20 protein-coding genes are annotated in these 19,167 nt (G+C 71.6%); 6 read left to right on the forward strand and 14 right to left on the reverse strand.

Annotated elements, in window-relative coordinates; translation table 11 throughout:
• Positions 1-155 precede the first annotated feature (155 nt).
• Complete coding sequence (locus ACQPZZ_RS18320) at positions 156-1,328, forward strand: aminotransferase class V-fold PLP-dependent enzyme (RefSeq protein ID WP_432933591.1); 1,173 nt, start codon at positions 156-158, stop codon at positions 1,326-1,328.
• On the opposite strand, the gene ACQPZZ_RS18325 is transcribed toward ACQPZZ_RS18320, so the two are convergent.
• Positions 1,329-2,288, reverse strand: coding sequence for a glutathione S-transferase family protein (locus ACQPZZ_RS18325; RefSeq protein ID WP_432933593.1), 960 nt, complete (start codon positions 2,286-2,288; stop codon positions 1,329-1,331).
• 261 nt (positions 2,289-2,549) lie between these two features.
• The gene (locus tag ACQPZZ_RS18330; protein WP_432933595.1) at positions 2,550-2,987 is read right to left on the reverse strand and encodes an SPW repeat protein; all 438 of its coding nucleotides are present in this window, start codon (positions 2,985-2,987) and stop codon (positions 2,550-2,552) included.
• Between the two features lie 229 nt (positions 2,988-3,216).
• On the opposite strand from ACQPZZ_RS18330, the gene ACQPZZ_RS18335 reads away from it, so the two are divergent.
• Positions 3,217-3,411 (forward strand): CsbD family protein, encoded by a 195-nt coding sequence (locus ACQPZZ_RS18335; RefSeq protein ID WP_363637385.1) that lies wholly within the window; start codon positions 3,217-3,219, stop codon positions 3,409-3,411.
• Between the two features lie 356 nt (positions 3,412-3,767).
• Here the strand turns inward: ACQPZZ_RS18335 and ACQPZZ_RS18340 are convergent, their stop codons facing one another.
• Together ACQPZZ_RS18340 and ACQPZZ_RS18345 are read right to left on the reverse strand one after the other, a co-directional pair.
• Positions 3,768-3,893: a hypothetical protein gene (locus ACQPZZ_RS18340; protein ID WP_432933597.1), complete on the reverse strand. Its 126-nt coding sequence runs from the start codon at positions 3,891-3,893 to the stop codon at positions 3,768-3,770.
• 417 nt (positions 3,894-4,310) lie between these two features.
• Positions 4,311-4,979 carry a hypothetical protein gene (locus ACQPZZ_RS18345; RefSeq protein WP_432933599.1) on the reverse strand — a complete coding sequence of 223 codons (669 nt, stop codon included), beginning with the start codon at positions 4,977-4,979 and terminating at the stop codon, positions 4,311-4,313.
• A gap of 181 nt (positions 4,980-5,160) precedes the next feature.
• Here ACQPZZ_RS18345 and ACQPZZ_RS18350 point away from each other — a divergent pair, with 181 nt between their 5' ends.
• Positions 5,161-5,745: a DJ-1/PfpI family protein gene (locus ACQPZZ_RS18350; protein WP_363637391.1), complete on the forward strand. Its 585-nt coding sequence runs from the start codon at positions 5,161-5,163 to the stop codon at positions 5,743-5,745.
• Between the two features lie 75 nt (positions 5,746-5,820).
• Here the strand turns inward: ACQPZZ_RS18350 and ACQPZZ_RS18355 are convergent, their stop codons facing one another.
• From ACQPZZ_RS18355 to ACQPZZ_RS18380, 6 genes are read right to left on the reverse strand one after another with little or no spacing between them, the layout of a single operon-like run.
• On the reverse strand, positions 5,821-6,825 hold the full coding sequence (locus tag ACQPZZ_RS18355) for a M24 family metallopeptidase (protein ID WP_432933601.1): 1,005 nt from the start codon (positions 6,823-6,825) through the stop codon (positions 5,821-5,823).
• Entirely contained in the window at positions 6,822-7,784 is a 963-nt protein-coding gene (locus ACQPZZ_RS18360; RefSeq protein ID WP_432933603.1) for an ABC transporter ATP-binding protein, read from the reverse strand. Before ACQPZZ_RS18360 ends, ACQPZZ_RS18355 begins: the two co-directional genes overlap by 4 nt.
• A complete protein-coding gene (locus ACQPZZ_RS18365) occupies positions 7,781-8,584 on the reverse strand; it encodes an ABC transporter ATP-binding protein (RefSeq protein WP_432933605.1) in 804 nt (267 codons plus the stop codon). Before ACQPZZ_RS18365 ends, ACQPZZ_RS18360 begins: the two co-directional genes overlap by 4 nt.
• Positions 8,581-9,456 (reverse strand): ABC transporter permease, encoded by an 876-nt coding sequence (locus tag ACQPZZ_RS18370; protein WP_432933607.1) that lies wholly within the window; start codon positions 9,454-9,456, stop codon positions 8,581-8,583. The genes ACQPZZ_RS18365 and ACQPZZ_RS18370 overlap by 4 nt, the downstream gene beginning before the upstream one ends.
• Entirely contained in the window at positions 9,453-10,478 is a 1,026-nt protein-coding gene (locus ACQPZZ_RS18375) for an ABC transporter permease (protein WP_432933609.1), read from the reverse strand. The genes ACQPZZ_RS18370 and ACQPZZ_RS18375 overlap by 4 nt, the downstream gene beginning before the upstream one ends.
• Before the next feature lie 22 nt (positions 10,479-10,500).
• Positions 10,501-12,096, reverse strand: a complete 1,596-nt coding sequence (locus tag ACQPZZ_RS18380) for an ABC transporter substrate-binding protein (RefSeq protein WP_432933611.1) — start codon at positions 12,094-12,096, stop codon at positions 10,501-10,503.
• A gap of 139 nt (positions 12,097-12,235) precedes the next feature.
• Between ACQPZZ_RS18380 and ACQPZZ_RS18385 the strand changes: the two genes are divergently transcribed.
• Positions 12,236-12,931, forward strand: coding sequence for an Lrp/AsnC family transcriptional regulator (locus ACQPZZ_RS18385; RefSeq protein WP_432934432.1), 696 nt, complete (start codon positions 12,236-12,238; stop codon positions 12,929-12,931).
• Between the two features lie 32 nt (positions 12,932-12,963).
• Here the strand turns inward: ACQPZZ_RS18385 and ACQPZZ_RS18390 are convergent, their stop codons facing one another.
• Both ACQPZZ_RS18390 and ACQPZZ_RS18395 read right to left on the reverse strand, forming a co-directional pair.
• Positions 12,964-13,314, reverse strand: a complete 351-nt coding sequence (locus ACQPZZ_RS18390; protein ID WP_363637405.1) for a hypothetical protein — start codon at positions 13,312-13,314, stop codon at positions 12,964-12,966.
• Positions 13,315-13,441: 127 nt separating this feature from the next.
• The gene (locus ACQPZZ_RS18395; protein ID WP_432933614.1) at positions 13,442-14,470 is read right to left on the reverse strand and encodes an ROK family protein; all 1,029 of its coding nucleotides are present in this window, start codon (positions 14,468-14,470) and stop codon (positions 13,442-13,444) included.
• A 590-nt stretch (positions 14,471-15,060) separates the two neighbouring features.
• Here ACQPZZ_RS18395 and ACQPZZ_RS18400 point away from each other — a divergent pair.
• Together ACQPZZ_RS18400 and ACQPZZ_RS18405 are read left to right on the forward strand one after the other, a co-directional pair.
• A complete protein-coding gene (locus tag ACQPZZ_RS18400; RefSeq protein ID WP_432933616.1) occupies positions 15,061-16,398 on the forward strand; it encodes a cellulose-binding domain-containing protein in 1,338 nt (445 codons plus the stop codon).
• 129 nt (positions 16,399-16,527) lie between these two features.
• Positions 16,528-17,112 (forward strand): hemerythrin domain-containing protein, encoded by a 585-nt coding sequence (locus tag ACQPZZ_RS18405; RefSeq protein ID WP_432933618.1) that lies wholly within the window; start codon positions 16,528-16,530, stop codon positions 17,110-17,112.
• A 52-nt stretch (positions 17,113-17,164) separates the two neighbouring features.
• Here ACQPZZ_RS18405 and ACQPZZ_RS18410 read toward each other — a convergent pair whose 3' ends face one another.
• Complete coding sequence (locus ACQPZZ_RS18410) at positions 17,165-18,364, reverse strand: hypothetical protein (protein ID WP_432933620.1); 1,200 nt, start codon at positions 18,362-18,364, stop codon at positions 17,165-17,167.
• Positions 18,365-18,473: 109 nt separating this feature from the next.
• The gene (locus ACQPZZ_RS18415; protein ID WP_432933621.1) at positions 18,474-19,148 is read right to left on the reverse strand and encodes a DUF6766 family protein; all 675 of its coding nucleotides are present in this window, start codon (positions 19,146-19,148) and stop codon (positions 18,474-18,476) included.
• Positions 19,149-19,167 lie beyond the last annotated feature (19 nt).

The raw sequence follows: 19,167 nt of genomic DNA on the forward strand, positions 1-19,167 counted from the left end.
GTCGGCCACCCCGTCGTGACCAGCGGCGGCCACACGTGCAGGCCCGGCCACACGTGCAGGCCGGCGAGGCGGGCCGTCAGCCCCGCGGCGATGTCGGGCGAGCGGCCGCATGCCGGGGCAGAATGGGGTTTTCGCGGATCTTCTGGGAGGGTCACGTGACCATCGACGTCGGACGGGTGCGGGCGGACACACCGGGATGCGAACACGTCGTCCACCTCAACAACGCCGGCTCGTCCCTGCCGCCGCGTCAGGTGACCGACGCCGTTGTGGACCACCTGCGCCTGGAGGAGCGTGCCGGCGGCTACGAGGCGGCCGCCGAGGCCCTCGGCCGGTCCGAGCGGACCTACGACGCGCTGGCCCGGCTCGTCGGCGCGGGGCGTGACGAGATCGCCCTCGTCGAGAACGCCACCCGCGCCTGGGACATGGCCTTCTACTCCCTGCGGTGGCAGCCGGGGGACCGCATCCTCACGTCACGCGCCGAGTACGCGAGCAACGCGATCGCCTTCCTGCAGACCGCCAGGCGGCACGACGTGCGCGTGGAAGTGGTGCCCGACGACGAAACCGGCGCCCTTTCCGTCGAGGCGCTGCGCGACATGATCGACGAGCGGGTCAAGCTCATCGCCGTCACCCACGTGCCGACCCAGGGCGGCCTGGTCAACCCGGCGGCCGAGATCGGAGCCGTGGCGCGGGAGGCCGGGGTGACGTACCTGCTCGACGCCTGCCAGTCGGTCGGGCAGTTGCGGATCGACGTCGGCGAGATCGGCTGCGACCTGTTGTCGGCGACCGGCCGCAAGTTCCTGCGCGGGCCGCGCGGCACCGGGTTCCTGTACTGCTCGCGGCGGATGCTCGACCGCCTGGAGCCCCCGTTCCTCGACCTGCACGCCGCGACCTGGACCTCCGCCGACACCTACGAGGTGCGCGGCGACGCCCGGCGGTTCGAGAACTGGGAGGGCTACGTGGCCGGCAAGATCGGCCTCGGCGTGGCGGCCGACTACGCGCTGAGCCTCGGGCTCGACGCGGTCGAGGAGCGGGTGACCGGCCTCGCCGAGGCGCTGCGCGGACGGCTGGCCGCCCTCCCCGGAGTGACCGTGCACGACCGCGGCGCACGGCGGTGCGGCATCGTGACGTTCACCGTGGACGGGCACGACAGCCGCGACGTCGCCGCCCGGCTGTCCGCCGCGAAGATCAACGTCTCGGTGGCGGCCCCGCCCTCCGCCCGGTGGGACTTCGAGTCCCGCGGGCTGCCCCCGATGGTGCGGTCCTCGGTGCACTACTACAACACCGAGGACGAACTCGACCGGCTGTGCGAGGCGCTGCCCACCGCGTGACTACAGGCTCCAGTCGATGACCGGCCCGGCGGGCACGACGCGCAGCGGGTTGATCTTCGGGTGGGTGCCGTAGTAGTGCCGCTTGATGTGGTCGAAGTCCGTCGTGCCGCCGAAGGCCGGATTCGCGTACAGGTCCCGGGCGTAGCGCCAGAGGTTGGGGTAGTCGGCCAGGCGGCGGATGTTCGCCTTGAAATGGGTCACGTACACCGTGTCGAACCGGGCCAGCGTGACCCACAGGCGGACGTCGGCCTCGGTGAGCCGGTCGCCGAACAGGTAGCGGCCGCCCGCGAGGCGCTCATCGAGCTCGTCGAGCGCCGCGAACAACGTCGTCACCGCCGCGTCGTACGCCTCCTGGCTCTCGGCGAAGCCGCACTTGTACACGCCGTTGTTGACGTCGGCGTACACGCGGTCGTTGAGCGCGTCGATGTCGCCCCTGAGATCCTTCGGATAGAGGTCGATCCCCGGCCTGGCCCACCGGGCGAACGCCTGGCCGAGGTCGAGGCTGATGTCGGGGAAGTTGTTGCTGACGATCCGGCGGGTGCGCCGGTCCCACAGCACGGGGACCGAGACGTGGCCGTCGTAGCCGGGTTCGGTCGCCTCGTACGCCTCCCGCAGCAGGGTGAAGCCGTTGAGCTCGTCGGGGCCGTGGCCGGGTCCCTCGCGGAACGCCCATCCGCGACCGTCGCGCACCGGATCGACGACGGACATCGACACGACGTCCTCGAGGCCGAGGAGCGCCCGGACGATGACCGACCGATGGGCCCATGGGCAGGCCAGCGACACGTACAGGTGGTAGCGGCCGGGCTCGGCGGGGTATCCGCTGCTTCCGTCGGCGGTCACGCGGTCGCGGAAGCCGTACAGGGGGCGTTCGAACGACCCGTCCGGCCGGGTGGCCGCCTTGATCGTGTAGTCGCCGTAGGCCGCGAAGTCCACCGGACTCGCGGGGGTCGTCGTCGTCACGCCGCCACCGTCCTCTCGTCTCCTGCACGACGAGAGTAACGGGGGCCGGTGGCGTGGCGGCCACGGCATCGCCGGCGCACCGGCACCGGCATGGGCACCCGCGGGGTTGGGGCATCGACGCGCCCCACCGCCATCTCCATCGCACGGACACGCAAGACACGCACGGGCACGCCGCCGGTGCGCATCTCCCGGGCGGCGGTGCCGCGCCTGCGCGCCGTACCGGCGCGGGGCGGGGCGCCGCCCTTCATCGGCCGGGTCCGGTCAGTGGGCCGGTCCCATGTGCGCCGGCCCCGTCGCGCCGAAGCCGCCGGGCCGTCCGCGCTCCATCATGCCGAACCGCATGGTCGCCAGGCCGAAGAGCAGGATGAGCGCGCCGACGACCACGTTGCTGATGATCGTGGCGGTGGTCGCCATGCCGCCGCGGATCACCCAGGGGGCGATGATGGTCCAGATGCCGAGCAGCGGGGCGACCCAGGAGATTCCGTAGGTGCGCCCGAACGCCGAGCTGTACCCCATCGCCAGAAGCGCCACGGCGAGGCCCGTGACCAGGTTGTTCACGGCAAGCGGAGTTCGCGTGCCGCTGAATCCGACGATCCACGGCGAGAGCGCTAGATACAGGCCGCTCAGGAGCGTGAGACCGTCGGCGAGCTGCGCGGCGGGATTCGCCGCGGCGGCCTCGTAGCGGGCACGCATTTGCATGATGTCGGGATGAGTCCCGATGTCGGCGCCGTGTGTCATCCGTCACACCACCCTTCAGAGGTGTGTGCTGTAGTCCTTATTCCTAGCGTACGCCCGGTTCGTCACTTTTTCCCGTTTTGGTGAGATTGTGCTTGCGTGGTGTGACGTGCGACACGCCGAGCGGTGTTTAGCCCCTTCACCAGCGGAAAGAGGGAGTTCGTCAGCTTCTGGGACCGAGAGGAGCGTCCGGATGAGCATGGAGGACAAGTTCCGCAACAAGTCGGAAGAGGTCACCGGCAAGGCCAAGGAAGGGCTCGGCAAGGTCACCGACGACGAGAGTCTCGAGGCCGAGGGCCGGGCCGACCAGTCGGAGAGCCACATGAAGCAGGCCGGCGAGAAGGTGAAAGACGCCGCCGGCAAGGTGAAGGACGCCTTCAAGGACTGACCCGCGGGTACGGCGATCACGCGACGGGCGACAGACCGTGCGCGGCCCGGACGAACGGGCCGACGGCCGTCGCCGGGGGGACGAGGGGCCGCCGAGCCGGGTGCTGCTTCCCGGCGCTCCCGTCCCTGTGGGGTTGGGAAAGAACGGCCTGACCGGGGAACAACGGCGCGGTTGGAAGAACGGCCGGCTCCTTGGGGAGCCGGCTTCCGCGTGCACGGGCCCGGTTCGTACGGCGACGTGCCCGCCCCGGCTCCGCCGCTGCTTCGGTGAATCCGGCGAATCCCCTGATCCCGTCGAGTTCCGGGAGAGCGGTGGTTCCGGGCCGGTGGCGCCGGCCCGCGGTGGACGGACGCCGGTCAGGCCGCGTGCGGCAGCGTGATGCGGAAGGTCGACGTCACGAGAGCCTGGATGAGACGCACGAGCAGCGCTTCCAGGACCATGAGGGCCGCCCGGGAGAGTACGGCGGCGAGGAACTCAGTCACTTCACACCTCTGTGGGACAAATCGGCTTCTAGGGAAGAGTTACGCATAAACCTCCCAAAACGGCGTAGTTAAGGTTACCGTTCGGTGAACAGCCGGCGACCGTTGCGGATACACGTCCTGATCATGGGTCCCCTGGCGCGTTCCTGATCACGGCCCGGCTCCGGCGAGGCCGGGCACGCGGCGGCCCGGCGCCGCTCCCGCTGCGGGCGGGCCGGTCTTGCGGTGCGGGCCGGGTTGTGCGGTGCGCCCGGTCAAGTGGTGCGGCTGGTCCTGTGGTGTCGCCCGGTCGTGTCTGCGGGCCTGCGATCCGGAGTGGTCCTGCGGTGCGGCCCGGTTGTGTGGTGCGGGCCGGGTCTTCGCCGCAGCGCCGATCGCGCGGTGCCGCCGGTTCGCGGACCCGCGCGAGGCGCATCTCGTTTACTTGGTGCCGGTGGCCCGGGTACGCCGGGCGGCGGTGGCGGCGCCGGCGGGGGTCTTCGCCTCGCCCCTGGCCGTCGTGGTCCTCCTCCCGGTCGCCTGCCCTGCCGTCTGCGCCGCCGGCTCCTGCATGGCCGTGGGCCCGGCGCCGGCGCCGGGCGTCCCCGATGTGGCCATGGTCGTCCCGCGGGTGTCTCTCTGCGGGCCGCTGAGCGGGGACCAGCGTTGCTCGCGGCCCCTGGCGCGCTGCGCGAGCAGTGTTCCCGCGCCGATGGCCGCCGCCACCGGCCACTCGAGGATGCCGAGCGCGGCCAGTGCGCCGAGGCCGCCGTAGTACATGATGCGCTCCGGCGGCGGAAGGAACGTCCGGGCGACGTCCATGGCGTGCCCGACGTCACGGCCGCTGATGTGCGGCATGCCCACATGCGGCAGGTGCATTTCGGGTGCCCGCAGCTGGAGCCGCAGGAACGGCAGGTTCAGGTCCAGCTGGGGCCGGTGCTCTTCCTTCATCTCCGGGCCCGGGCCGCCGGGCGGAGCCGGAGTAGGCGTGGGCGTGGGCGGTCTGGTCGTCGTCCGGGCACGGGACGTCCGGCCCCGCGTGGTCGTCGTGCCCGCCCCGGCGGTCGTGCCTGCCGCGGTCGTGCCCGGCGTCGTCTCGGTCGTGGTCATGGATCCTCCCCCGATGGCGTCTCCCTCGATCGCGGATCTCTGTCCGACCCGCGAGAGCTTCGGGAAAATGACCTTTCCATCCTCTATCGAGCCTCCTGTGGTTGCTGGTGCTGATAGCGACTATTTGCCCACTTTTGCCGGTGCTTTCGCGCTCCCGGCCCTTGGGGCGAGGATGGCGGGCATGACACGCATAGGGATCTTGCTGTTCGACCGGGTGGAGGAGCTGGACGCGGTGGGCCCGTGGGAGGTCTTCGGCGTGTGGGCGAAACTGCGCCCGGACGAGGCGGAGGTCGTCGCGTTCGCGCCGCGGGCGGGAGCCGTACGGGCCTCCAAGGGGCTGACGTTGCACGCCGACAGGTCGGCGGCCGACGTCGGCCACCTGGACGTCCTCGTGCACCCTGGCGGCGCCGGGACCCGTCCCCAGCTCACGGACCCGGACCACCTCGCGTGGGTGCGGGACCAGCGCGGACGCGTGCCCCTGATGACCAGCGTCTGCACCGGATCGCTCGTGTTCGCCGCGGCCGGTCTGCTGGCGGGCCGGCCGGCGACCACGCACTGGGGCGCCCTCGACCTGCTCGCCGAGCTGGACCCGACCGTCGACGTCCGGCGCGACGAGCGCTTCGTCGACGACGGCGACATCGTCACCTCGTCCGGCGTGTCGGCGGGCATCGACATGGCGCTTCACGTGGTGGCGCGGCTCGCGGGAGTCGAGCGGGCCCGGGAGGTGCGCCGGCACATGCAGTACGACCCCGAGCCTCCCGTATGACCCGCGCTCAAGCCGGCGCTCACCTGCTCGCGGCGGGCGACGGGCCTTCGCGCCGCCCGTACGGCCCCGATCGGTTCATCGGTCGAGGACGTGCAGCGTGTGGGCGCCGGTGCTGAGCGGCTCCGGCCCCTCCTCGCCGCACACGACCACGTCGGCCACCCGGGCGCCGAAGAGGTCGGGCAGGTAGATGGCGGGCTCCAGGCAGACGGTCATCCCGGCCTCGAACGTCTCCCCGGCCGCCAGCCAGGGCGCCTCCGCCGGACTCAGCCCGATGCCCCGGCCCGTGCGCGCGGCGGCGTAGGCGCCGTAGCCGCTGCCGTCGATCACCTCGCGGGCGACCCCCTCGGCCTCGGCGCACGCCACCCCGGGGCGTACGCGGTCGACGGCGGCCCGCTGGGCGGCGAGGACGACCGAGTACATGGCGTCGAAGTCCTCCGGCGGCTCCGCGACCGCGAAGACCCGGGCGACCTCGGCGCAGTAGCCGTTCCAGCGCCCGCCGACCGAGACGAGCAGTGCGTCGCCGGGGTTGATCACCCGTTCGCACGGCTGGTGGCGCTCGTCGGCGGAGTGCTCGCCCGCGGCGACGCGCACGGACGGCGCTCCCTCGCAGCCCGTCTCGGCGAGCATGGCCCGGAGCCTGCGGGCCATCGCCAGCTCGGTGGCGCCGAACCACGCGAGCTCGCGGGCGGCGAGCAGCACGGCGTCGGCCGCCGCGGCGGCGTGCCGCATCGCGGTCACCTCGTCTGGCCGCTTGCGCAGGCGGAGCGGCGCGAGCACGGCCGAGGCGAGCACGAGTTCCGCGTCCAGGCGCAGCGCGAACAGTTCGGCGGCGTGCATCTGCGGATCGACCGCCACGCGGGCGGCCGCGGGCGGCACCAGAGCCGCCGCCTGCGCGGGATCGCCGGCCGGCGCGGGCGGCCCGTCCAGCGCCACCACGAGATAGCTCTCCTCGCCGCCCGCCGCCGACAGCGGGGCCGCCCGCAGGTACCGGAAGTCCGGGGAGGGACGCAGCACGAGGGCGTCGATGCCCGCCCCGGCCATTCCGGCGCGTACGTCCCGCAGCACGATCGGGTCGATCATGACGCGGAGGACGGCTCCGGCTCGTGCAGCCAGCAGGCCACCGGCGCGAACTGCGCCGATCCACCCAAGGGCTCCCGCTCCCGGCACACGTCCATCACCAAGGGGCAGCGGGGGTGGAACCGGCAGCCCGCCGGGGGATCGGCGGGATCCGGCACGTCCCCGGGCAGTTCGGCGGGCAGCACCCCGGCGCCGTCCGGCGAGGGGATCGCCGCGAGCAGCGCCCGCGTGTACGGGTGCCGGGGGTCGGCCCACACCTCCGCCGTCGGCCCGGTCTCCACGACCTTGCCGAGGTACATGACCGCGATCCGGTCGGCGATCAACCGTACGACGGACAGATCGTGGCTGATGAACAGCAGGCCCGCGCCGGACTCCACGGCGAGGTCGCGCATCAGCCGGGCCACCTGCGCCTGGGCGGAGGCGTCCAGGGCGGAGATCGGCTCGTCCCCGATCAGCAGCGAGGGCCGGGCGGCCAGCGCCCGCGCGATCGCGATGCGCTGCCGCTGCCCCCCGGAGAACTCGTGCGGGTAACGGCCGGCGAACGCGCGTGGCAGCCCGACCCGTTCGAGCAGGTCGGCGGGGCTGGTCGCGGTGTCGCCCGCCGTACGCAGGCCGTCGGCGATCTGCGCGCCCACGCGGCGGCGCGGGTTCAGCGAGGAGTACGGATCCTGGAACACCATCTGCACACCGGTGAGCGCGGGGTCCCTGCGGCGCAGTCCGAGAGGCGTCACCGGGTGCCCGCCCACGCGGATGCGCCCCGCGGCCGCGCCGTGCAGGCCGCACACGGCCCTGGCCAGGGTGGACTTGCCGCACCCCGACTCGCCGACCAGGCCGACCACCTCGCCGGCGGCGACCTGCAGGCTGGCCCCGGCCACCGCCCGCACGACCGGGCGGCCCGGCGTGCGGTGCTCCACGACCAGGTCCTCCACGGACAACAGGGGCCCGGTCAGAGGCATGGTCATGGTGAGTTCTCCCCAGGAGGCACGGGCAGGGCGTCGAGCAGCGAACGGGTGTAGGGGTGGTCGGGCTCGCGCAGCACCCGGCCGCGCGGGCCGGTCTCCACGACCAGCCCGTCCTTCATCACGCTCACCTCGTCGGCGACCGCGGACATCACGCCGAGGTCGTGGGTGACGAGGAGGACGGCGAGGCCGAGGTCGTCGCACAGGCCGCGCAGCAGACGGAGGATCCCGGCCTGCACGGTCACGTCGAGCGCGGTCGTCGGCTCGTCGGCGATCAGCACCTCGGGATCGCAGGCCAGCGCGACGGCGATGGCGATCCGCTGCCGCATGCCGCCGGAGAACTGGTGCGGGTAGCGCCCGAGCGCCTCCTCCGGGCCGGGGATGCGCACCTTGGCGAGCAGGCCGGCGGCGCGCTCCCGCGCCTCCTTCCTGCCGATGCCCAGGTGGTGGCGCATGTGCTCGGTGAGCTGCCGCTCGACCGTCAGCATCGGGTGCAGGCTGGTCGCCGGGTCCTGGAAGACCATGGCGACCTTCGCGCCACGCACCCTGTTGAGCTCGCCTGCCGGCATGCCGAGTAGGTCCCGGCCGCCGAAGGCGATCCGTCCCGAGGTGCGGGAGCCGTGGGGGAGCAGGCCGAGCACGGCGAGACCGGTCATGGTCTTGCCCGAGCCGCTCTCCCCGGCGAGGCCGTGCACGCGGCCGGCCTCCAGGGTCAGATCGACGCCGTGCAGGATCTCCTGGTCTCCGATGGAGACCCGTAGTCCTTCGATGGTCAGCGCCGCCGTCCGTGATTCGGCCGTCACAGTGCACGCTCCTTGATGGCCCGTGCGGTACGCGGGTCGAGCGCGTCGCGCAACGTGTCTCCGAGGAAGTTGAACGCGAGGACCACCGTCAGGATGGCGAGCCCGGGGAACGTCGCGACCCACCAGCTGTCGAAGACGTCCACTCCGGCGGCGACCATCGCGCCCCACTCGGGCGACGGCGGTTTGGCGCCGAGGCCGAGGAACGACAGCCCCGACAGCAGCAGCAGCGCGGTGCCGATGTCGAGGGTGGCGAGCACCAGGACGGGCCCGGTGACGTTCGGCAGCACGTCCACCCGCAGCGAGCGCCAGGCGGAAAAGCCCAGCAGCCGCCCGCTCAGCACGAACTCACGCTCCCGTACGCCGAGCACGAGGCCGCGGGTCACCCGCGCGTACGCGGGCCAGGCGACGACGAGCACGGCGAGCACCGCGTTGCCGAGGCTCGCCCCGAGCGCGGCGGCGACGACCATCGCGAGGATGACCGTGGGGAAGGCGAACACGAGGTCGGCCAGGCGCATGATCGTCTCGTCCACCCAGCGGCCGAAATACCCCGCGCAGGCGCCGAGCAGGCCGCCGACCACCACCGACAGCGCGACCAGCAGCAGCGTGAGCGGGATCGACACCCGCGCGCCGTACATGATCCGGCTGAGGATGTCGCGGCCGAGCTGGTCGGTGCCGAGCCAGTGGCCCGGGCCGGGCGGCGCGAGCCGGGGCAGCTCCTGCGCCAGCGGGTCGTGCGGCGCGAGCACCGGCGCGGCCAGCGCGACCACGATCCAGACCAGCGCGACGACGACGCCGACGACCGCCAGCGGCCGCCGCCACGCCTGCGGGAGCCGGCTCACGCGGGTGCGCCCGAACAGGCGGCCGCGCTTCATGAGACCCTCACCCTCGGGTCGATGACGCCGTACAGGACGTCGACGACCAGGTTGATGACGAGGTAGACCACGCCCACCACGAGACCGACGCCCATGACGGCGGGCAGGTCGAGGGTGGTGGCGCTCTTGTAGGCGTACTGGCCGACGCCTGGCCAGGCGAAGACCGCCTCCACCAGCACGGTGCCGGACAGCAGGCTGCCGAACGCCAGACCGGCCACCGTGATGATCGGCACCAGGGCCGGGCGCAGGACGTACCGGAACAGCACCACCCGGCCGGGCAGGCCCTTGGCGCGGGCGGCGCGTACGTAGTCCTGCCCGAGCACCTCCAGCACCGCCGAGCGGGTGAACCGCGTCAGCAGGCCGATCGTGTAGAGGGCCAGCACGAGCGCCGGAGCGGCCAGGTGGCCGACGGCCGAGGAGAACACGTCCCACCGGCCCGACAGCAGGGCGTCGACCGTGTAGAGGCCGGTGACCTGCGGGGGCGGGGTCATCCCCGGATCGATGCGGCCGCTGCCCGGGGTGACCTGCAGCCGGAAGAAGAACACGTAGAACGCCACCAGCGCGAGCCAGAACGTCGGCACCGAGATGCCGATCAGGCTCAGCACCCGCAGCACGTGGTCGGAGAAGCGGTCCCGGCGCAGCGCCGCGACCACCCCGAATCCGACGCCGAGGACCAGCGAGACGAGGATGGCGGCCCCGGCCAGCTCCAGCGTCGCCGGCACGGACTGGGCGAGGTCGTCGAGCACCGGGCGGTGGCTCTGCTGGCTCGTCCCGAGGTCGCCGTGCAGCAGCCCTGCCAGGTGCATCAGGTACTGCTGCGGCAGCGGCCGGTCGAGGCCGTGGTCGGCGCGCCACTGGGCCACGATCGCCGGGTCGCCGAGCGCCCGCTGACCGAGGTTGGCCGCCGCGGGGTCGCCCGGCACCAGGTTGGTGAGCACGAAGGTGACCAGCGTGATCCCCACCGCCAGCAGCAGCGCCGTGACGACACGCCGGACGAGGAACCGGGCGAACGGACCGCGCACCGCCCGGCTCCCCGTACGGCGTCTACTTGGCGCCGAGGTCGGCGACATTGATCGTCCACACGGGGTGGTACTCCACACCGGTGACGGACGCCGCCGTCACGATGTTCTGGCCGGGCTGGATCAGCGGCATGAACGGGCCGGTCGCGTTGAGCTTCTGCTGGAAGTCGGTGAACGCCTGCTTGCGGTCGTCGTCGGTCACCGCGGCGCCGGCCTTGTCGGCCGCGGCCTCGACGTCCTTGTCCGCGCCCGCCTTCCAGCCGGACCGCAGCCCGACCAGCTTGCCCGGGGCGAACGACAGATAGTTGCTGGGGTCGGGGAAGTCGGGACCCCAATACCACAGGCCCAGCTCCTCCTTGCCGTTGCGGTAGTTGTCCAGGGCGGTGGTGACCGGCGCGGGGGTCAGCTCGACCGAGATGCCGACCTCCTTGAGGTTGGCCTGGATCCGCTCGGCCAGCGGCTGGAAGGACAGGCCGTTCACGGTCAGCTCGCTGGGGTACTCCAGCTTGACCGTGGCGTCGGTCACGCCGCTCGCCGCGAGGGCCGCCTTGGCGCCCTCGACGTCGCGCTTGGCCGCCTGGTCGGCGGGCAGCGCGCCGAGGAACATCGACGGGATGATGCCCGACGCCTGCGCCGAGCCCTCGCCGGCCAGCTCCAGCAGGCCCTGGTAGTCGATGCCCTTGCGCACCGCCTCGACGAACTTGGGGTTGGAGGTGATCTTGCTGACGCCCGCGTCCTGGTTGACGAGCAGGAAGAACACGTACGCCGAGGCGGTCCGCTTGACCTGGAGGCCGCCGGAGAGGCCGCTCACCTGGTCGCCGGACAGGTTCAGCGCCACCTGGCTGTCGCCGCGCTGCACGTTGAGCTTCTGCGTGGCCGACTCGACGTTGCGGATGACCACCTTGTCGTAGTACGGCTTCTTCGCGCCCCAGTACTTCGCGTTCGCCTTCAGCACGACCTGGCTGCTCACGTTGAACGACTCGATCGTGTACGGACCCGAGCCGGCCGAGGCGGAGTTCAGGTACTGCTCGGCCTTGTCGTTGGGGTCGTTCGTCGCGCCGTGCTCCTTGGCCACCTTCGAGTTGAGGATGCCGAGGGCCGGGTTCGGCAGGATGTACGGCAGCGCCGGGTTGGGGGTCTTCGACGTCAGCGTGACGGTCGTGTCGTCGGTCTTGGCGATCTCCACGCCGTCCAGCAGGAAGGACGGCGTGCCCTTCATGTCGCGCACGCGGGTGAGGGAGAACACCACGTCGTCGGCCGTCACCGGGGAGCCGTCGCCGAACGTGGCGCCCTGCCGCAGCTTGAGCGTGAGCTCCTTGCCGTCGGGCGACAGCTCGTACGACTCGGCGAGCGACGGCACCGGCTTGGTGACGTCGGAGCCCTCGAACGTGAGAAGCGTGTCGTAGGTCGCCTTGTCGACGATCAGGCCGGTCGGCTCGTAGGTCCGCCCGGGGTCCGCCGTCTTGAGGTCGAACGAGGTGTCGATCACGAGCGTCTTGCCCGCGGCGCCGCTCTGGGTGCTGCTGGACGAGCCGCCGCCGGAGCAGGCCGCGAGGGCGAGGGCGCCGGTGAGCGCGACCGGGAGCAGGCCGGCCCTCACCTGCCACGAACGGGTCGTCATTATGTGTCCTCCGAAAACAGGCCAACTCTTGGCCGTATGGACGTTTGGTCGCCGATCGTCCAGGATTGTGCGGCAGAAAGTCCAGCTCATGAGGCCAAGCCGAGACGAATCTCCCGCGGAGGTACAACCAGTGACCGAAATGTCAGGCAACTCGGGGTCCGGGGGCGGCCCCACTGGACGGATCGGCATCGGCCTGGAGCTTGACGCCACCCACCTGAAGATCCTCGAGGTGCTCAGGGAGAACGGGCGCATCTCGGTGTCCGCCCTCGCCGAGCGGGTGGGGATCTCCCGGGCCAGCGCCTACACGCGCTTCGAGGCGCTGCGCGCCGACGGCGTCATCAGGCGCTTCACCGCCGAGATCGACCACCAGCGGGCCGGCCTCGGCATCGTCGCGCTGATCTTCGTGACCGTGCGGCAGCAGATGTGGCGGCAGTTCCGGGCACAGCTCGCCCAGATGCCGGAAGTGGAGTACTGCGCCATCACCACCGGGCAGCACGACGCGATGATCCAGGTCAGGGTGGCCGACGTGGCCGAGGTGCACGCGATGGTCACAGAACGCCTGGCCAACATCCCGGCCGTCAAGGCGACCGAGACCGTGTTCATCCTCGACGAGGTGCTCAGGCGGCCGTACGTCCTGCCGAGCGACCGGGAGCGGGACCGGGGGCGCGGCGCCCCGCGGCGGCCCGCCCCCGCCTCCTCGTCCGAGCCCGAGCAGGGCCAGGGACAGGGGCAAGGCCAGGGGCAGGCGCAGGGGAACGGGCAGGGGCTGCCGCTCGGCAAGATGCGGTTCGTCGGGGCGGCCGAGGGCCGCGCCGCGCTGCGCGACGCGACGTAGACGCGACTCAGACGCGACTCAGAGGGGACGGATCATGAGCCCACTTCGGCGCAGACGCTGACGTGGGTGGTGTCGTCGCCCTCGAACTGGAACTCCTCCACCAGGCGCAGCCGGCCGTCCGGGGCCGTCTCGATGCGGCTGGTGCTGCGGCCGCTCGCGCGCTCGCCGGTCTTCAGCAGGTGGACGTAGGAGATCTCGATGCTGTCCCCGTCCCGCGTGCCCACGAACCGGCCGTGGACGACGGTGTCGCCCGTGTAGTGCCCCCAGATCACGCCGCCCGACTCCTCGTACGCGAACTCCGTGGGCGCGTCGGCGTTCACCGCGCTGGCCGTGGAACTGATCATGACGAAGCGGCGGCCGCTGAGCAGGTCTGTGTTGTTCACGAGTCCGCATCGTGCCGTTTTGTGTGGAAGTCGCAACCTGCTCTGGACGTTCCGTTCACCGAGCCCCGGCCGGGCGTGTGATCCGTCCAGACCACACGCCGCGGCCGGGTCCGGGCGTGAACAGGTGTCAGCGGCCGACGATCTCGGCGAGGGCGGCGAGCGCCGCGCCCCGGGCGCCGGCCATGTCGAGGTCCTCGACCAGCGTCACCGTGGTCACCCGCCGCTGCTCCTCGCGCAGCAGGGTGTGCTCGCGGACCTTTTCCAGGAACCACTCGCGGAAGTGCGGGGCCGCCTCGACCACCCCGCCGCCCAGGAAGTACGCGTCCGGGTCGGTGAAGTTGGCCGCGATGGTGAACAGCCTGCCGATGGCCATCGCCTGCTGCTCGAAGACCTTGAGCGCGAGCGGATCGCCGTTCTCGGCGTAGCCGCGCAGCAGCTTGGCGGCCTTCCCGGCGGGCTCGACCTCGTGGAGCTCGTGGCCGGGGAAGCGGGTCAGCCAGTAGGGAAGCAGGTTCTTCTCGATGCCGGTCAGCGAGGCGACGCTCTCGGCGTCCCCGACGAAGCCGCAGTTGCACTCGGGCAGCGGCTGGTCCTCCTCCAGCAGGCCCTGCAGGGGGATGTGGACGTGCCCCAGCTCGCCGGCCATCCCGGCGGCGCCCTTCACCACGTGCCCCGACTGGACGACGCCGCCGCCGAGACCGGTGCCGACGATCGCCGAGATCGACGAGTGCTGCCAGGCGTCCGGCCCGAAGCGTACGTGGTGGGAGTAGAGGGCGGCGGCGTTGCCGTCGTTGTTGTAGACCACGGGCACCCCCAGCCGGGCCTCCAGCGCCCCCCGGAAGTCGAAGCCGAACCAGCCGGGATCGACGAAGTTCGTCGCGCCCTTCGAGGAGATCACGCCGTCGGCGCTGGCCGGGCCGGGGGTGTCGAGGCCCACCGCGCGCACGGTCGAGCGCGGCGTGCCGGTGAGCTCCAGCACGTTGTCGAGGGCTACCAGGAGCTGCTCGACCGCGACCTCGGGACCCTCCCGTACGAGGCTCGGGGTCTCGACCATCCGGTCCACGAGGAACCGCCCGGAGGCGTCGAGAACGGTCGCGTTGTTGCTCGTCCCGCCGTTGTCGAGCCCGACGACGACCCAGGACCCTGCATCTGCCATGGGGGATGTCCTTTGCGTTCGTGCGTGTCAGTGCGAAGACTACGAGAGCCGGCGCCCGCGGGCACCGGTCGGGGCGCGACAGGCCGGGCACGTGCCGCACCGGGCGCGCACGGTGCGGGCTTCGGCCGGCCACCGCGGCCCTCACGCGGGTGCCCATGGTGAAAGATTCAGTTCGTCCCGTGGCCGCGCCCGGCCGTCTCCGGCCGCCGCGGTGCCCGTGAGCTGCGCCGGGGGGCGTCACCGGGCGGGCGGGCCGGCCGGGGACCGGCGGCCTCCGTTGACCGGCTCCGCCACGCGGAGAAAACATCTGCGTCCGGGGCCGCAGCGTCGCGACCCGGGCGCGCGTCGCCGGCCGGTCGGCTCATGCGCGGCCCACCGTCGTCCCACCGCACGTTCCGCCGTCGTCCCGGGCGTCGTCTCCGGTGGCGTCCCCGGTGTCGTCCCCGGTGTCGTCACTGCCGCCGTACGCGCAGGAGGGAGCCCGTCCCCTGCCGCGGTCCGAGCGGGATCGGCCGCCCGTGCCCGGTGCGGGAGCGCGGCGCGTGCCGGGCGGCGTGCCAACGAGCAGATGCGCAGAAAACGAGGTACGCATGAAGCAGTTCCGTCCCGTCCGATGGGTCCGCCCCGCCGCCCGCGGCCTGCCGGGCTCTCCGGCGGCGCGCCTGGTCGCGGCCCTGGCCGCGCTGGTCGCCGGCCTCGTGGTCGTGCTGGTGCCCGGCAGCGCCTCCGCGGCACCCGTGTGCAAGGTGGACTACACGGCCAACCAGTGGCCGGGCGGCTACACCGCGTCGGTGCGGCTCACCAACCTCGGCTCGGCGGTCAGTTCCTGGACGCTGAGCTGGACGGTCGGCGCGGGCCAGCAGATCACCAACGGGTGGAGCGCCAAGGTCAGCCAGTCGGGCGCGGTCGCCACCGCCAAGAACGAGACCTGGAACGGCTCGCTCGCCACGGGGCAGACGGCCGACTTCGGCTTCCAGGGCACCTGGTCGGGCAGCCTCACGACGCCGTCCGACTGGTCGCTGAACGGCGTGCCGTGCGGCGGCGCCTCCTCCTCGCCGTCGCCTTCTCCGTCTCCTTCGTTCGTGGACCACTCGCCGTCGCCGTCTCCTTCACCCTCGCCGACGCCGTCCCCGACCGTCGACCACTCGCCGTCCCCGTCCCCGTCCCCGTCTCCTTCGCCGTCTCCCTCGCCGTCCCCGTCGCCCTCGCCCAGTCCTTCGGTGACGCCCTCGCCGTCCGGCTGCTCGGGCAACGGACTGGTCGTCTGCTCCGGCTTCGAGGACCAGTCGGGCACGCCGTCGGGGGAGTGGCAGGTGACCACCCCGAACTGCTCGGGCACCGGCACCGCCACGATCGACTCCAGCACCGTGCACAGCGGCGGCAAGTCGCTGAAGATCAACGGCGGCGGCAACTACTGCAACCACATCTTCGCCGCGACGACCAAGAACGTCTCCTCCATCTCGCCCGTGGTGTACGGGCGCATGTGGCTGCGGCACACGACCGCGCTCCCGGCGGGCCACGTCGCGATGATCACCATGTCGGACTCCAGGGACGGCGGCAAGGACCTGCGGATCGGCGGCCAGAACGGCGCTCTCCAGTGGAACCGGGAGTCCGACGACGCCACGCTGCCCGAGCAGAGCCCCAACGGGGTCGCGCTGAGCACCCCGCTGCCCGTCAACCGCTGGGTGTGCCTGCGCTTCCAGATCGACACCACGCAGCAGGCCATGCGTACGTACCTGGACGACCAGGAAATCGCCGGCCTGAGGGTGGACGGCACGCCGACCACCGACGTGGACGCTCAGTGGCTGCGCCATTCCACCTCGCCGCGGCCCACGACGTTCCGCCTGGGCTGGGAGAGTTACGGCGGCGACTCGGACACGATCTGGTACGACGACGTGGCGCTGGGATCGAGCCCGATCGGCTGCTGATCACCGCACGTCAGGGGTAGATAGCCGGGTGTCCGCCATGCGCGGTCACGCTCGACCGTGGTCCCGTTTCGCCGGGCGCCCGGCCTTCCCGCGGGGAGGCCGGGCGCCCGTATCCGAGGGGAGAGGGACATGACCGACGTGCAGCACCCGATACCCGAACTGATGAAGGAAGCCGACGTCGTCGACCTGCTCGTCCATCAGCACGCGATGATCAGGGACATGTTCGACGAGGTGGAGCACGCCCCGCCGGGTGAGCGCCGTGAGCCGTTCCGGCGGCTGCTGCGGATGCTGGCCGTCCACGAGACGGCGGAGGAGGAGATCGTGCACCCCTACACGCGGCTGCGGGTGGACGGGGGAGCGGGAGTTGTGGCCGACCGGCTCGAGGAGGAGCGCGAGGCCAAGGAGATCCTCAGCAGGCTGGACGAGATGGGCCCGGAGCACCCCGGCTTCATGCCCGAGCTGGACAGGCTGCGGATCGCCGTGCTCACACACGCCCGGGCCGAGGAGCGTTACGAGTTCACCAAGCTCCGGGCCGAGACGACGGCGGCGGAGCGGCGGGCGATGGCCCTCGGGGTGCGGGCCGCCGAGGCGATGGCCCCGACCCGTCCGCATCCCGGCGTGGAGTCGATGACGCGAAACCTGCTGCTGGGCCCGCCCGCGGCGATCATGGACAGGGCGCGCGACCTCATCCGCCAGGCGCTGCGCCGCCGATAGGGCGTGCCCCCGGCCCGGGTCCGTAGGCGCGGCTCCGGGCCGGGACGCCGCCTCAGTGGGTGCGCAGGCTGTAGAGGGGGTGGGTGCCCTCGGTCTCCAGGCGGTACTCGTCGCCCGACTTGGCGCGGTTCTCGTCGATGATGCGCTCGCTGGGCGGTTCCTCCCCGCCCATGAGCTGCTCCTGCCAGCGCTGGAAGCGCTCGTGGGCCTCCTGGACGTACCCCGTCCCGAGGGTCGTGTAGTCGATCTGTGTGGCGATCAGCTCGCGCAGGTACTCCTTGTTCGGCTCGAACGTCACGGGCTTCGGCAACTCCCGGGCCACCAGCTGCTCCGGATCGCGCCCGTCGTGCTGGCGGAACAGGTCCGCGGCGATCCGCAGGTGCTCCAGCTCCATGTTCAGATGCAGCTCCCAGATCGCCCTGATCCTCGGGTCGGATTCGGTCTCCATGAACGAGTGGTACAGGTAGCACTCGTTGTACTCGTGATTGAGCCATTGCTCCCACCACGACTCGCCCGGATCGAGCAGCGACTCGTAGTGGGTGACGTGCTCTTCCTCGATCAGCCCGATCTCCTGGTAGAGCTGCCGCGCGATGGGCTCCATGTACATCGGGCCGACGTTCATGTAGAAGTTCATCGTCTGCTGCTCGGCGGACATGATGGTCAGCGCGTGCAGCTTGGAGATCGCCTGCGTCGTCTCCCGGTTGTAGTGCTCGCGGACGTTGTCGGCCGGGTGGCGGTGGTGCATCGTCGTCGGCCGGCCAGGCATCACCTCGGTCAGCCGGTCGACGATCTTCTCGGCCTTGCGGTGCTCGATCATCTCGTACAGGTTCGCGTACCGGTACAGGTGATCGAAGTCCTCCAGCACGCCGAACTGGTAGGCCTGCTTGAGATAGGGGTCGGGCTCCATCCGGGCCACCCAGGCGGTCAGATCCACCGCCACCTGCTCGTAGGCGAGGGTCGTCTCCAGCACCGAGGCCAGCCCCGGCAGCAGCCAGTTGACTGCCTTCTGCTGCTGGGCCTCGATGTAGCGCACCTCCGCCAGGCGCTGCCGCACCTCCAGGTCCGGGCACCGCCTGGCGAAATGGTGGCTGAACATGATCGCTTCGATCTCGATCCCGTTCATCGTGATGATCCGGCACCGGGTGTAGGGATCGGCGCGGTCGGGATCGATCGGCGTGACATTCAGCTCGCGCCAGTTGCGCAGCTGCCGATCCAGCGGGATTCCCCGCTCCTGCAGCGGGTTGAACGTCATCTCGGTGCTCCTCCCCACGATTGGCGCTGGGCGTACCCAAATCGTGGAATGCGACAAACGCGGACATTCGGAGCTTTGACCGGGATTGTCACCGGTGGCGTGAAGTCTGTCAGCCGGTGGAGGCCGTCTCGACGTGCGGGTCGCCGACCTTCTTCGACTGTGGTGAGCCCCGCTCGCGCAGGAAGATCGCCAGCAGGACCATGGAGGCGACCGCCAGGAACTCCGACTGCCAGTTCTGCAGGGTGCGGTTCCAGAAGTCGGGCGAGGTCACATAGCCGATCCAGCTGACCGGATCTTCCAGCCGGGCGAGCTGCTCGTTGTTGTAGGCCGCCAGTCCGGCGACGGACTGGGCCAGCCAGGACAGCAGGAAGAGCACGCCCATCACGATGCCCAGGGAATGGCTGAAGACCGTCCGCCGCCAGCCGTCCGCCGCCGCCCAGGCGGGGGAGCCGGGCTCGGCGTGGCGGCCGACCTTCTGGTCGGCGTCGGACTCCAGGCCCTGCTCGCCCCGCTTCTTCGACTCCGGCGAGCCGCGCTGGACCAGCCAGACGGTGACGAGGATGCAGAGGAAGAACTGCAGATACTCCGACTGCCAGTTCTCCGCCACGTCCACGGCGAAACTCGACGAGGCGACGTACTCGGCCCAGGTGACGGGGGAGCCGCCGCCGGCCACCTGCTCCTCGTTGAACGCCGCCGCGCCCGCGACCGACTGCCCGGCAAGGCTCAGCAGGAACAGCAGCAGGAAGCACAGCGCGAGCGCGTTGTCCCTGATCAGACGCTTCACCGCCGCTACCTCCGAGCGA

This window comes from Microbispora sp. CA-135349, assembly GCF_050947365.1.
Classification (GTDB): Bacteria; Actinomycetota; Actinomycetes; order Streptosporangiales; family Streptosporangiaceae; genus Microbispora.

Excerpts from the sequence above, each read along its gene's own strand:
- ACQPZZ_RS18330 (WP_432933595.1), bottom strand. The coding sequence starts at position 2,987 with ATGCAAATGCGTGCCCGCTACGAGGCCGCCGCGGCGAATCCCGCCGCG.
- ACQPZZ_RS18335 (WP_363637385.1), top strand. The coding sequence starts at position 3,217 with ATGAGCATGGAGGACAAGTTCCGCAACAAGTCGGAAGAGGTCACCGGC.
- ACQPZZ_RS18345 (WP_432933599.1), bottom strand. The coding sequence starts at position 4,979 with ATGACCACGACCGAGACGACGCCGGGCACGACCGCGGCAGGCACGACC.
- ACQPZZ_RS18350 (WP_363637391.1), top strand. The coding sequence starts at position 5,161 with ATGACACGCATAGGGATCTTGCTGTTCGACCGGGTGGAGGAGCTGGAC.
- ACQPZZ_RS18355 (WP_432933601.1), bottom strand. The coding sequence starts at position 6,825 with ATGATCGACCCGATCGTGCTGCGGGACGTACGCGCCGGAATGGCCGGG.
- ACQPZZ_RS18360 (WP_432933603.1), bottom strand. The coding sequence starts at position 7,784 with ATGACCATGCCTCTGACCGGGCCCCTGTTGTCCGTGGAGGACCTGGTC.
- ACQPZZ_RS18370 (WP_432933607.1), bottom strand. The coding sequence starts at position 9,456 with ATGAAGCGCGGCCGCCTGTTCGGGCGCACCCGCGTGAGCCGGCTCCCG.
- ACQPZZ_RS18380 (WP_432933611.1), bottom strand. The coding sequence starts at position 12,096 with ATGACGACCCGTTCGTGGCAGGTGAGGGCCGGCCTGCTCCCGGTCGCG.
- ACQPZZ_RS18385 (WP_432934432.1), top strand. The coding sequence starts at position 12,236 with ATGTCAGGCAACTCGGGGTCCGGGGGCGGCCCCACTGGACGGATCGGC.
- ACQPZZ_RS18395 (WP_432933614.1), bottom strand. The coding sequence starts at position 14,470 with ATGGCAGATGCAGGGTCCTGGGTCGTCGTCGGGCTCGACAACGGCGGG.
- ACQPZZ_RS18400 (WP_432933616.1), top strand. The coding sequence starts at position 15,061 with ATGAAGCAGTTCCGTCCCGTCCGATGGGTCCGCCCCGCCGCCCGCGGC.
- ACQPZZ_RS18405 (WP_432933618.1), top strand. The coding sequence starts at position 16,528 with ATGACCGACGTGCAGCACCCGATACCCGAACTGATGAAGGAAGCCGAC.
- ACQPZZ_RS18410 (WP_432933620.1), bottom strand. The coding sequence starts at position 18,364 with ATGACGTTCAACCCGCTGCAGGAGCGGGGAATCCCGCTGGATCGGCAG.